The 13463-nt window shown below is 66.3% G+C and carries 7 protein-coding genes; 6 read left to right on the top strand and 1 reads right to left on the bottom strand.

The window, feature by feature from the left end:
* Positions 1-8 precede the first annotated feature (8 nt).
* The 6 genes from G3M57_RS13495 (at position 9) to G3M57_RS13470 (ending at position 11688) form a co-directional block, all read left to right on the top strand.
* A complete protein-coding gene (locus G3M57_RS13495; protein WP_163231106.1) occupies positions 9-3173 on the top strand; it encodes an amidohydrolase family protein in 3165 nt (1054 codons plus the stop codon).
* Positions 3174-3188: 15 nt separating this feature from the next.
* Positions 3189-4748, top strand: coding sequence for a flavin monoamine oxidase family protein (locus tag G3M57_RS13490; RefSeq protein WP_163231104.1), 1560 nt, complete (start codon positions 3189-3191; stop codon positions 4746-4748).
* Positions 4749-5158: 410 nt separating this feature from the next.
* Positions 5159-7936 carry an MGH1-like glycoside hydrolase domain-containing protein gene (locus G3M57_RS13485; RefSeq protein WP_163231102.1) on the top strand — a complete coding sequence of 926 codons (2778 nt, stop codon included), beginning with the start codon at positions 5159-5161 and terminating at the stop codon, positions 7934-7936.
* A 114-nt stretch (positions 7937-8050) separates the two neighbouring features.
* Positions 8051-8803, top strand: coding sequence for an N-acyl homoserine lactonase family protein (locus tag G3M57_RS13480; protein WP_163231100.1), 753 nt, complete (start codon positions 8051-8053; stop codon positions 8801-8803).
* Between the two features lie 118 nt (positions 8804-8921).
* Positions 8922-9833: a hydroxypyruvate isomerase family protein gene (locus tag G3M57_RS13475; RefSeq protein ID WP_163231098.1), complete on the top strand. Its 912-nt coding sequence runs from the start codon at positions 8922-8924 to the stop codon at positions 9831-9833.
* A gap of 325 nt (positions 9834-10158) precedes the next feature.
* On the top strand, positions 10159-11688 hold the full coding sequence (locus tag G3M57_RS13470) for a carboxylesterase/lipase family protein (RefSeq protein WP_230983718.1): 1530 nt from the start codon (positions 10159-10161) through the stop codon (positions 11686-11688).
* Positions 11689-11864: 176 nt separating this feature from the next.
* Here G3M57_RS13470 and G3M57_RS13465 read toward each other — a convergent pair whose 3' ends face one another.
* Positions 11865-13379, bottom strand: coding sequence for a DUF1593 domain-containing protein (locus tag G3M57_RS13465; protein ID WP_308424034.1), 1515 nt, complete (start codon positions 13377-13379; stop codon positions 11865-11867).
* Positions 13380-13463 lie beyond the last annotated feature (84 nt).

The following is a 13463-nucleotide window of genomic DNA, read 5'->3' as shown; positions in this document are numbered from 1 at the left end:
AGTTCACGATGACCAAGAGTTCCTCGCCCGGCGTCAGCCGTCGCCGGCTTTTCTCGATCGGCGGCGGGGCGATCGCCGCCTCGGGCGTCGCGGCCCTGACGCCGCCCGGGGCGAAGGCCGACCAGCCGCTGGCCGCCGACACGCGGATGGTGACGGCGACCGAAGGGACCAATATCTGCGCGACGGTCTCGCCCGACGGCAAGACCGTGGCCTTCGACGTCTACGCCATGCTGTGGCTGATCCCGATCGAGGGCGGTCCCGCCAGGCGATTGACTGACGAGATCTACGAGATCGCCCAGCCGGACTGGTCGCCGGACGGCAAGACCCTGGCTTTCCAGTCCTACCGCGACGGCAATTTCCACGTCTGGACGATCGGCGCCGACGGAACAGGGCTGCGACAGTTGACCAAGGGCGTGTTCGATTGCCGCGAGCCGCGCTGGTCGCCCGACGGACGCCAGATCGCCTTTTCGTCGGATAGGGGCGGGCGCTACGGCGTCCACCTGCTGGACGTCGCCAGCGGCGCGGTCACCGCCTTCAGCTCGGGACCCGGTGACGAGTTCGAGCCCTCGTGGGCGCCCGACGGCAAAAGCCTCGCCTTCACGGTCGACAAGGTCCGCATCGACGTCCAGGGCCTGGACGGAACACGGCGCACAGTAGCCAAGGTCAAGCCCTCGGCCGATCGCTTCAACGCCGCCTCGGTCGCCAGTCCGGCCTTCACGCCCGATGGTCAGGATGTCGTCTTCACCGCCATCGAAAACGGAAAAGCCGAGCTGCGAAACGGCGCTGGCGTCCTGGTGCGAGACGAGGACGTCTTTCCGTTCCGCGCCTCGTGGCTGCCGTTTGGCGAGTTCGTCTACACCGCCGACGGCCAGATCAAGCGCCGCGCGGCCGGCGGCGCCACCAAGGCGGTCGCCTTCACCGCCACGGTCCCGGTGCTGACGCCACGCTACGTCAAGAAGAGCCGCGACTTCCTGTCGGCCAAGACCCGACCGGTGGTCGGGATCGGCAGTCCGGCCCTGTCGCCCGACGGCCGCCAGGTGGTGTTCCGAGCGCTCAACGACCTCTACCTGCTCGACATCGGCGGCGGTCCGGCCAGGGCTCTCACGAAGGACGCTTTCAGCAAGGTCGACCCGGCCTGGTCGCCCGACGGCAAGACCTTGGCCTATTCGACCGACAAGGGCGGCTCGTTGGACCTCTGGCTGCGTGACATGGCGACGGGCGCGAGCAAGCAGCTGACCCATTTCGACGGGGCGGCGGTGTCCAGCGCTTGGTCGCGCGACGGGAAGTCGATCGCCTTTCTCAGCCAGAACGGCGGCCTGTTCGTCGCCGACGCCGCGACTGGCGAGACCCGCCGCGTCTATGGCGACCTCTGGGAACCGGGCAAGCCCAGCTGGGGCCCGGGCGACAAGACCATCGCCTACGCAGCCTTCAAACCGTACTCGGCCCGGTTCCGCGAGGGCCTCAGCGAAATCCTGACCGTCGACGTGGTGAGCGGGAAGGGGACCTACGCTCCGATCCTGCCCGACCGCTCGCTGGGCACGCGCGGTGACGATGGCCCGGCCTGGTCCCCCGACGGCAAGTCCCTGGCCTATGTGTTCGCCAGCCGCCTGCACCTGTCGCCGGTCGACGAGACCGGTAAGCTGCTGGGCCCGCCCAAGGCGCTGAACGACGAGCTCACCGACGCGGTCAGCTGGAGCGGCGACGGCAAAAGCCTGGTCTATCTCTCGGCCGGCCAGCTGAAGCTGATTTCGGCGGCCGGCGGCGCGCCCAAGCTCGTGCCGCACGGTCTGGCCTGGGCCAATGTCCGGCCCAAGGAACGCATAGTGGTCCGCGCCGCTCGCCTATGGGACGGCGAGTCGCCGAGCCTTCGCGAGAACGTCGATGTCCTGATCTCCGACGGCCGGATCGCTGGCGTCGCTCCACGCGGCGAGGTGGCGGCCGACGTCACGGTAATCGATGCGCCGACGGGCACCGTGATGCCCGGACTGATCGACATGCACACCCATCGCCAGATGCAAGGCTACGGATACGGCGATCGGGAAGGGCGGCTTTGGCTGTCCCTGGGCGTGACCACGACCCGCTCGCCCGGCGGTCCGGCCTATCACACGGTCGAAGACCAGGAGGCGATCGAATCCGGCAAGCGGGTCGGTCCCCGCTACTACGCCACCGGCGAGGCGATCGACGGCTCGCGGATCTTCTACAACTTCATGCGGCCGGTCACCGAGCCCGGCCAGATGGCGCTGGAGCTGAAGCGGGCCGAGGCGCTGTCCTACGACCTGATCAAGACCTATGTTCGCCTCTCGGGAGAACGCCAGAAGGAGGTCATCGCCTGGGCCCACGCCAAGGGCCTGCCGCTGACCTCGCACTATCACTATCCGGCTCTCGGCTTGGGCATGGACGGGATGGAGCACCTTGGGGCGACCAGCCGCACCGGTTATTCGCGCACAGTCAGCGCCCTGGGCAACATCTACCAGGACGTCAACGCCGCCTTCGTGGCCAGCAAGGCCGCCCGCACGCCGACCCTGTTCACCTCGACGGCCCTGTTGGGCGACGACCGCTCGTTGGTCGACGATCCGCGGATCAAGGCCCTGTATCCGCCGTGGGAGTATGCCCGCCTGCTGGAGCGGGCCAAGCAGATGGCGGCCATGGACCGCACGCCGATCCTGGCTTCTCTGGAGCGCAACGTCGCCGAGGTGGCGCGAACCGTCCGGGCGGGTGGCCGGATCACTACGGGCACGGACTCGCCGATCGACTTCAACGCCGTCAGCCTGCACATGAACTTGAGGGCCATGGTCCGCTACGGCATGACGCCATTCGAGGCCCTGGTCACCGCCACCAGCGCCTCGGGCGAATATCTGGACGAGCCACTGGGCTCGATCGCGACCGGCGCCTATGCCGATCTCGTGCTGGTCGACGGCGATCCGTTGGCCCGGATCGAGGACGCGGCGAAGGTCGTCAAGGTGATCAAGCACGGCGAGGTCTTCACGATCGCCGACCTGGTCGGTCCGTTCGCCGAGCATGTGCAGCACGCCGCCCTCGATCGCGGCCGGCGCTTCGTTTGCGAGGCGTCCGCCGAATACTGGTGGCATGAGCCCGACTTTCTGGCCCAAGCTCGCGCCTCGTGCTGCGACGGGGCCTGCGGCTTCACGCCGACCTTCAGCCTTCAAGTCTAGTATCGGGGACAGACGATGGGAATTTCGCGACGCAGCTTTCTGACGTCCGTGGGCAGGGCCGGCGGCTATGGGGCGCTCTACACCACGATGATGGGCATGGGCCTGCTGGCCGCGCCGCGAGCCTATGCCGGCGCGCCCAAGCTGGACCTGGCCGGCGGGCGGGGCGCGTCGGTGGCGATCCTCGGGGCGGGTATAGCCGGCCTGGTCGCCGCCTACGAGCTGCGCAAGGCGGGCTATTCGGTCACGGTGCTGGAAGCGCGCGACCGCCCGGGCGGTCGGGCCTGGTCGGTGCGCTCGGGCACGAAGATCGTCCAGACGGGCCGGCCGGACCAGATCGTCGACTGGTCGACGGGCAGGAACGACTATTTCAACGCCGGTCCCGCCCGCATCCCGCAATGGCATCACGCCATCCTCGGGTATTGCCAGGAGCTGGGCGTGCCGCTGGAGGTGATGGTCAACGCCAACCGGTCGGCCAAGCTGGACTTCGCTGGCCAGGTGGTGACCGAGCGCCAGGCGGTCAACGACACCCGGGGCGCCTTCACCGAGCTGCTGGCCAAGGCCGTCGACAAGGGCGCGCTGGACCAGGAACTGACCGGGATCGATAAGCAGAAGCTGCTGGGCTACCTGTCGGCCTACGGCGACCTGTCGAAGAACGCCTACGAGGGCTCGACCCGCGCTGGTTTCCTGGCCTCGCCCGGGGGCTACGACCATCCGCCCAAGGGCGGGCCGCCGCTGCGCATGGCCGACATGATGAAGTCGCGGTTCTGGGGCGCCAGCCTGATCTTCGAGGAGATCATCGACATGCAGGCGACCATGCTGCAGCCGGTTGGCGGCATGGACCGCATTTCCTACGCCCTCTACGAACAAGTGAAGCCGGCCGTGAAGTTCGAAGCGGTGGTCAAGCAACTGCGCAAGACGCCCAAGGGTGTGAAGATCGTCTATGCCGACAAGGCGGGCGAACAGGCGCTGGAGGCCGACTACTGCATCTGTACGATCCCGCTGCCCGTGCTGGCTAAGATACCTTCGGACTTCGCGCCGCGCGTGAAGTCGGCGATCGCGGCCGCCGAATACCACCACGGCACCAAGGTGGCCTGGGAGAGCCGGCGGTTCTGGGAGCAGGACGACTTCCAGTACGGCGGCCTGGGTTGGACCGACGAGGCCAACGAGCTGGTCTGGTATCCCAGCGGCGGCGTCGGCGAGAAGACCGGCATCCTGGTCGGGGCCTACTCGATCGGCTTCTCGGGACCCGACAGCCCGCCGAAATACGCGGCCATGTCGTTCGAGGAGCGCTTCGCCCTGTCGCGCAAGGTGATCGAGAAGTTCCACCCTGGCCACGGCCAGGAGCTGACCAAGCCCTTCACCGTCTCGTGGATGCAGACGCCGTACAATGAAGGCGTAGCCGTGGGCTGGAAGGACGAACAGCGGGCCACCGACTACGCCGAACTGTGCAAGCCCGACGGCGCCTTCTATTTCGCCGGCGAGCACATGAGCTACATCAACGCCTGGCAGGAAGGCGCGGCGCTGTCGGCGCACGAGGCGCTGAAGCTGATCCAGGCGCGGGTGTCGGCGGCGTAGGGCCTTTCAGCCCAGACGGTTGTCGTGCCGGAAGCTCCTGTTCAGACCGGGGACTGGACTGATGCGATCCGCCTGTCCTGAGTCCTGGACAAGCGCGCTGCGCGCTTTCCGGGATGACAACGATGGCCTCCGCGTCCGCTTATGCGAGGCCTCTACCGCGGTCGATGGCGAAGTTCGACCGTCCTTGGAGGTGGAAACGGAGGCCAGGAACACCACGGCCTTGCCGCTGGGAGGATCGGGGCGCCCGGCGCGGCCTGTCGCACCCAGCGGGTGTCCATCGACTACTTGGCCGCAACCATAGGTGATGAAATCTCTACGGTTCGACGGTCAGACTATCGACGTTCCGCATAATTTCGTAAGGCGTCGATGGTCGTGAAAGGATCCGCATGCCCACCAGGCGGAACACTCTAGTGCTTCTGGGCGCGGTCGCGAGCGCGGCTGGCGTGAAGGGCGACGCCGAGGGCCGGGCGATGAATTCAGCCGCGATTTGGCCGCGGCCCGCTCACCGCGACATACCGACATCCGACTGGGGCCCCTACAGCGACCATTGGAACGGGGTTTCCCACATCACAGACCATCAGCGTGGGCTGCGGATGGACTTCGCGCTCACGCCAGCCATCCTGCGGCAGGAAAGTCTAATCCCGTTTGCGCACGCTGGCCTGGGCATGCAGCCGGTGCGCGCGGACCCGGACCTGAGCTACTACGCATGGCTTTATCGGCTCGAAGCGGGCGTTGAAATTCGCCTTGAGTGGCTGCGCCTGTCCGAGGCGGGAGGTGTGCTCAGGGCCCGTGTTCGCAACCTTTCTGACGTCGTCTGCCCCGTTGTTCTGAACTGGACCGCGCGGCTTTGCCCACCGCCATGCCCGGCCCGCCTTGAGCGCCCGCGATCGTCCGGCATTGCTCATCTGGCGGTCCCCCGCACGCCCTTGCGCCCGGCGCGTGTGTCCCTGCCCATCGATGCGGTCTGGGTCAACGCGCTCTTCTACGACCATTTCCAATGGGCCAAGCCTGGTCCGGACGAGAGCCTCCCCTACGACGGCCGCCGCCATGGCGAGGTGGTGGAGCATGACTTCGTCGATGGTTACGGAATTGGCCAGGGTTTTGGGCGCGAGAAGGGCGACCAGATCCGCTGGCGGATGAAACTGGCCAAGCCCCTCGCCAACGCGATCGTGCGCGTTCGATATCGCTGCGCGTTCCCTTCCGCCAGCTTTGTGGCGAGCGGGCTTTTCTCGGGTGTCGTCACGCTGGCCGGCGGGGAGGATCCGCGAGCCTTCATGGAGCTCGATCTCGCCGTGGGAAGGCTCGCGGCGGGCGAGCATGATTGGTCGCTTATGGCCATGGGCGACGCCGCCGTCGAGTTGAATGGATTTGTTCTCGTCGAGCAGAACGCCGCCGACGCCGTCAGCTTCGCCCCACACACCTGGGCTCTGCGTCCGCAACGCCACGACGCCATACGATCAGCGGTCCTGGCCTTCGCCGAGGAAACCGACAGCACCTACGCCCTGAGCTGGACAGACGATATCCTGCCCATTCGCACGGTGGCCAATGATGACCTGCGTCTCCTGGAGACGGCCCTGAAGTCGCCAGCGGCGTTCACCCTGCGTCGCGTGCCCGATGCGGAGACGCCGGAACACGTCACCGTGCTCACCCACCGGGTGTTCAACCTCGAGCCAGGACAAACCGCTTGGCGAGACCTCCGCGTGGCGGTGGGGAAGGGAGGCGCGACAGCCGAGCTTCCCGCCGCCGACGCGCTTGACATGCGGTTCGCTGCGGCTCGGCGAAAGTTCGGTGATATTGATCAAGCCCCCGGCGACCGGTACGCCGAAAGCGCCGAACGCCTGCTGGCCACGGCGGCGACCAACATGCTGTTTCCCATCTGGACCGGCGGCGCCTGGGTGCGAAATTATAGTCCAGGTCGTGAATGGCCGTCGGTCTATACCTGGGACTCCGGTTTCACGGGGCTGGGCTTGGCTAAGAGAACACCGCGGCTGTCGACCGCGCTTTTGGACACCTATCTGAGCCCGGTTCAGGACAAGCAAGCCGCCTTTCTGCACCACGGTTCGCCGCTCCCGACCCAATTCTATCAGTTCGAGGCCCTTTGGAATCTGAACGGTGACAAGGCCTTCGCGCAGGAGCGCTATCCCAGGCTCAAGCGATATCTTGAGTTCTTGCTGGGGCGCGCGGCAGGCTCGACGTGCCGGACCTTCGGCAGCGGTCTGATCAGGACCTACGACTATTTCTACAACGCCGCCGGCATGGACGACTATCCGGCGCAGATGGCCATGCACGCCGGCGGCCTGGCCGCACGGGTCGCGCCAGCCATCAGCACCGCCCATGCCATTCGATGCGCCAAGCTTCTGCGCCGCATCGCCAGGACGCTTGACCTCCATCGTGACGTGGAGGTCTGGAGCCGGGACATAGAAGCGCTCAGCCAGGCGCTGCAAACCCATGCCTGGGACGCCCGGAGCGGCTACTACGCCTATGTCATCCACGATGCGACGGGCGCGCCGACCGGCTGGCTGAGGAGTGCGGCCGGAGAAAATTTCAACATGGGACTCGATGGCGTCGCACCGCTGGTGGCCGACATCGCCGACGCCTCGCAGCGTCGCGCGATGATCGACAACCTGATGTCCCCGGAGCGACTGTGGACTCTCAGCGGTGTCACCGCGGTCGACCAGCGGGCAAGCTATTTCGATCGCGCCGGCTACTGGTCGGGCTCGGTATGGATGCCGCACCAGTGGCTGATGTGGAAGGCCATGCTCGACTATGGGCAGGGCGCGCTGGCCTGGCGCATCGCTCAGACGGCGCTTGACGTCTACAGCCGCGAGATCGCTCGAACCGGTTTGGCCTACGAACAATTCGACGCTTTCACCGGACGGGGAGGCGGGTGGTCGCCCTTCGGAGCGCTCTCCTCGCCCATACGCAACTGGTACGAGGCCTACTACCAGCCAAGAACCTTGAGCGGTGGTTTCAATACCCACGTCCGCCAGCAGCATTGGTCGGCGCAAGGTCTCCTGGCGCGGCTGAACGTCGAAGGCGAACACGCCGCGTCCGTGCTCGTTGTCGCTGACCGCGCGCCGCGCAAAGCGTCCTGGCGAGGAAAGGCGGTGGCTATCACCCTCCGCGGCGAGCGCGCCGCCGAGATCGTTTTGACGCCTGGAGACGGAGTCCTTGAGTTTGATCTGTGACTAACCAGCGGTAGGGGTTCGGACTGCACCGCCCGCCATGTTTCCGAGTGTTGGAAATGGCGGTGCAGGGAGCGGACGTGCATAGTCACGCCTTGGCAGCTGGGGAATGTCAGAATGAGGCTGTTCGGCTGCGTCTGCGGTCAGTTCCACAGTTCAGGCGCAGGCATGGGAATGTCGGCGGACCGCGTGGCCGTGCCGATCCCCTTTTATGTTGTGGATCATCCAGAAGGAGTCGCCGTGTTCGACTGCGGCCTGCATCGAGACCTGGTGCACGCCGATGATCCCTATCGACGCCGACTGCGTACGCAGGACATGGACGTCAGCCTCTCGCCTGAGGAAACCGTTACGCGCGCCCTCGAACGGTTGGACATCGATCCCGCGGCGGTTCGGTTCGCCGTGCTCTCGCACTTGCATTTTGACCATACCGGCGGCCTGAGCGAACTCCCCAATGCGACGATCGTCGTGCAGGCTAGAGAGTGGCAGGCTGGCCGCGACGACGACCTTTCCGCACGCTACTTCCTGCCGCGTCGGTTCTCCGACCTCGGCCACTCCTTGCTTCAAATCGACGGCGAGCATGACCTGTTTGGGGACGGGGCGGTGACTATTCTGCCGAGCTTTGGCCACACGCCGGGGCACCAGTCGATGCACGTGCGCAGCGATGATGGAGACCACATCCTGGTGGCGGATGCTTGCTACAATTGCGAGACCGCGCGGACACGCCGCTTCCCCGCCCATTTTGATAGTCCGGCGATGAACAAGTCTCTGGACGCACTGACTGCGCGGTGTGGTCCTGAAACCCTCATGATCTACGGCCACGACCCCGACCAGTGGGGCGATCAACCTATCCTGAGTTCAAGCCGCAGCTAGTGCGCGTCTGAGATTCGGATCGAGCTGAAGAGCCAGGCCTCTCGGCGTCTATTGTTGATCAGCGGGTGGCGTGTGATGGCTTTTGCTGGCGCGATCGCCGCCTAGCTGGGAGCCGGAAATGATCATTCGTCGTCGGACCATGCTTGCGGCGGGCGCCGCCGCCTTCCTGGCGCCGGGGCTGGCCGCCGCCCAGGGCGGCGGGTCGAACGCGGCGCGCTTTTCGCTCGCCTTCGCACCCCATGAGGGCAGCTTCGCCAGCCGCGGCGGACTGATCGAGCAGATCGCCTTTGCGGCGGACCAGGGGTTCACCGCCTGGGAGGACAACCAGGCCCGCGACCGTCCTGTGGAAGAACAGGAGCGAATGGCGCGGGCGCTCGAGCAACGCGGCATGACGATGGGGGTCTTCGTCGCCAGCATGCCCAAGTGGGCTCAGTTCCGGCCCGTGCTCGGCGGCCCCGATGACGCCGAGCGGGGCGCGTTCCTGGCCGACATCCGTGCGTCCGTCGACGTGGCCAAGCGGCTGAACGCCAGGTGCATGACGGTGGTCACCGGGTTCTTGGATCCCAAGACGCCGCTGGATATCCAAACGGCGCGCATCATCGACGTGATGCGCCGAGCGAACGACATCGTGGCTCCACAAGGCTTGGTCATGGTGATGGAGCCGCTGAACACTCGCATCGACCATCCCAACGTCTACATGCAAACGATCCCGCAGGGTTTCGCGATCGCACGCGCCTTGAACAGTCCGGCCGTGAAGGTCCTCGCCGACCTCTACCATGCGCAAATTCAGTTCGGGAATCTGATCCCGACGCTGGAGGCCTGCTGGAGCGAGGTCGCCTATGTGCAGTTCGGCGACAATCCAGGCCGCAAGGAGCCGACCACCGGCGAAATCAACTACACCTCGATCGTCCGGTGGTTGAAGTCCCGGCGTTATGGGGGCGTGATCGGCATGGAGCATGGCAATTCTCTGGCCGGACGTCCCGGCGAGGAGCGCCTGGTCGCCGCCTATCGCGAAATTGACCGAGGATGAGGACCCTCTGCTGACGCGGTGGCTTGCTTCGGACGGATGGCGCCCTGGTCAAGCGGCGTTTGACATCCTCGGCGAAGGTCATGTTGCTGCAGTTGACCCAAGGGCCGCTATTGGCGCTGCCCGACTTTAACGACTGAGCCTGAGGCCGGGAGGGGCTGGGCGAGCTCCGTGCCGACCATCTTCCGAGCTCCGCACATTCTCGGGACGACGGAGGGCTAAGTTCTTCGATGGGCGTGAACTTGAGGACGGGTTGGCCCAGTCGCGATAGAGGTTCTGAACCGATGAGTCGGTGCGCCAAGGGGGTGGCGTGCGGGGGAGCGAAATCGTGAACTGTTTGCCGACCAGGGCCGTCGCCGCGGCCGTTCTGAGCCTGTTGCTGTCTCACGCCAGCCAGGCCGCGCCGACCACCCGTCCCGTTAAGGTGTCCGGCGGCGCGATCGTGGGCTCGGTGGACGGTCCTCTGAACGAATATTTCGGCGTTCCGTTCGCGGCGCCGCCGGTCGGCGATCTTCGCTGGCGGGCCCCGCAACCTGTCGTCCCGTGGGCCGGCGAAAGGTCGGCGCGCGACTTCTCCCCCGCCTGCGCGCAGACGGCGACCTGGATTCCCAACCCAAAGAGCGAAGACTGCCTGTACCTGAACCTGTGGGCGCCGGCAAAAGCCAAGGATCTGCCGGTCATCGTCTGGATCCACGGTGGGGCGATGGACAGCGGCGCCGCCGCCGTGCCCGTGCAAAACGGCGCCAACCTGGCTCGGCGCGGGGCCGTCGTGGTCACCCTCAACTACCGCCTGGGCATATTCGGCTTCTATGCCTCGCCGGAACTGAGCGCGGAGTCGCCGCAGCATGTGTCCGGAAACCAGGGCGTTCTCGACCAGATCGCGGCGCTGCGATGGGTCCGCGCCAACATCGCGGCCTTCGGCGGCGATTCCGACCGGGTGACGATCATGGGCAATTCCTCGGGCGGGGAATCGGTGGCGGTGCTCGTGGCCTCGCCCCTGGCCAAGGGCCTGTTCCAGCGCGCCATCGCCGAGAGCGGCAATGATGCGATGCCGATCAGTCCACAGGACGATCACCGCTTCGATCGAACGCCCGCCGCCGAGGCCAAGGGTCTGGCCTTCGCCAAGGCGGTCGGGGCCGAACGCCTGGCGGACCTGCGCCGGCTGAGCGTCTCGGACTTGCAGAAGCAGGCCTGGTCGCCGCGGGTTCATGTCGACGGCCATCTGCTGCGCGCCGACTTGACCACCACCTACCGCAACCATGACCAAAACGACGTGCCCCTGCTGGTGGGCTGGACAGCCGAGGAGGGCACGGACCTGACGGCGTTCTACCTGGACGCCAGCGCGTCGACAGCCGCCGGGCGACGAGACCAGATGGCCAAACTCCTGGGCCATCCGCCGTCCGATCGCATGCTGGCCGCCTATCCTGGCGCCACCGACGTGCAGGCTCTCGCCTCGATCAACCAACTGACCAACGACTGGTGGGGCTGGCGAATGGTCCGTTGGGCCGCCCTGCAAGCTAGGTACGGCCGCTCCAAGTCCTACGTCTACTACTTCGCCCACCGTCCCGCGGAACCGCCGACCCCGTGTTCGTGGGGCTGCGGCGCTGGCCACGGCGTTGAAATCCAATACCTGCTCGACAATCTCGCCGTGGATCCCCGGGCCTGGACCGCGGAGGATCGACGGCTGGCGAACCAACTGGCCGACACCGTGATCCGGTTCGCGCGAACCGGAAGCCCGGCAGGCGAGGGACTACCCGCCTGGCCGGCGTTCGACGGCTCGAACGCCTCCATACGGCCGATCGGCGGCGACGCCGAACTTCAGGCCCATCCGCTGCCGGATTTCTCGGTCTTTCAATAGCGGCTGCAGCGTCCCAGCCCAGGTGATAGTCGCCGACGAGCGTCGCGCGGCGGCGCAAGCCTCTTGGCCAGGCGGCGGGGTCTGAGAAACGGAAGGCGTTGGTCCTTTTGGCGGGACGATCTTAAGGGTGTGACGAAGATCCAAGGCGCCATCGGCTCAGGGGGTGATGGTGACGATCACCCGCTTGTAGCGAGTGAGGGGGGGGCGCCCTTGTCGGTCACCCGAACGATGAAGTGGGCCTCACGCGGCGCGGTGACGGTGGGCGCGGTGAAATCGACCGTATGAATGTTCGCGGCGATGCCATTGGGTATCGCCGACTGCCAGTGGCCGACCTCCTGATAGTGCAGCCACTGGAAGCTCAGGCTGTCGCCATCGGGATCGGTGCTGTCGACCGCGCTCAAGACGAACCGCTGGCCCGATTTCACGGTCAATCGATCAGGATGAGCGAGCCGAACCTCCGGCGGGTGATTGGCCTGCGCGAACGGCCGCGTCGTCCAGTCCATCCGCGCGGCGAAGTCGTTCTGCAGATCATCGCGCCAGCGCCAGATCCCGGCGCGAAAGTCCTTGGATCGCTCCACCGAAGTGTGAGCGCGGCCAAAGTCCTGGGCGACTTGCGGCATGAACGTATCGATCGCGTTGGTCCAGATCGGCCGGGTTTCCGGCTCGATGGTCACCCCGCTGAAACCGCTCGGATCGGTGGTGGCGACGGCCGGTGTATAGAGCTCGTAGCGGCCGCCCCATCCGCCCCAATCGGGGTGTTCGGGATTGCTCAGGCCGTTGGGGATCAGCGACAGGAAGGCCGGCGTGTCGCCTTCCATGCCATAGGAGACATCGGGGTAGAGGGCTCCCAGGGGGCCATGGCCTTGCTGGATGTTGTCGCGCAGCCAACTGTTGCCGACCATGCGGTTGTCGGCGCCGTCGATGACCGTATGAATGCCGGTCCAGGTTCCCGCGCCATAGCCGCCGGGGCTGACGACGTAAAACAGCTCTGGAAAGGTGCGGCGGATCCAGGGCCCGCCATCGTCCTGGTCCGAGATTGTATAGACCCGCAGCTTGGCGATCAGACGGCGCGCCGTTTCGGGCGAGCGCGTTTCACGGATCGTGTACAGGGCCTGGGCCAGCGTGTTGACGCCGCCCCACACCGAAATCCACAGCGGGCGCGGATCGTCGCGCTCCAGCGCCTGGATGATCAGCCGCGACCCGGCCGTATCCTTGCCCGTCCCGACCGCGGCCATGCCGTAGCCGGACTGCCCTTCGCTCACGAGAGCGGCGAGCCGGTCGGGCGTCGGGAAGCCGGCCTCGTGCTTGGCTAGGTTCGGGCGGACCTTGGCGTAGGCCTGGATGATACGGCGAATCGACTCCGGATGCGTCGAGGTCTTCATGTGGATCGATGTCGTGGCCACCAGCCCTTCCAGGTCGATCTGGTTGGCGTAGAGCATGAGCCGCACGAAGGATTGGGTGTCGTCGGGATCGGCCTCGATGTCGCTCAGCACGATCATGCGCTGGCGCTCCGGCGGCGCTGGAAGCGGCGCCTGCGCGACCGCGGGCCAGGCGAAGACGGCGAGAGTGGCGGTGATCGCAAGCAGCCTCGTCAGTTTGTGAGAGACTTTCTCCCGTTGTCCGACCTGGCCGGCTTGGGCGCCGGCCGCACGCACCCGCCCAATCGCGAATAAATTCATTGCGCCTTTCATTTGGCCGCTGCGCGTTGGTTTTTGGATTTGGCGCTCACCAAGGCCTGACGAGCACTTGCGAGTGCAGCAGCCGCTAATCATTGA

Origin of the sequence: Caulobacter rhizosphaerae (assembly GCF_010977555.1) — a bacterium.
Lineage (GTDB): Bacteria > Pseudomonadota > Alphaproteobacteria > Caulobacterales > Caulobacteraceae > Caulobacter > Caulobacter rhizosphaerae.
This window is presented reverse-complemented; position numbering and strand designations above follow the sequence as displayed.

Coding starts and splice junctions, on each gene's coding strand:
- G3M57_RS13495 (WP_163231106.1), top strand. CDS start 9: ATGACCAAGAGTTCCTCGCCCGGCGTCAGCCGTCGCCGGCTTTTCTCG.
- G3M57_RS13490 (WP_163231104.1), top strand. CDS start 3,189: ATGGGAATTTCGCGACGCAGCTTTCTGACGTCCGTGGGCAGGGCCGGC.
- G3M57_RS13480 (WP_163231100.1), top strand. CDS start 8,051: ATGAGGCTGTTCGGCTGCGTCTGCGGTCAGTTCCACAGTTCAGGCGCA.
- G3M57_RS13475 (WP_163231098.1), top strand. CDS start 8,922: ATGATCATTCGTCGTCGGACCATGCTTGCGGCGGGCGCCGCCGCCTTC.
- G3M57_RS13465 (WP_308424034.1), bottom strand. CDS start 13,379: ATGAAAGGCGCAATGAATTTATTCGCGATTGGGCGGGTGCGTGCGGCC.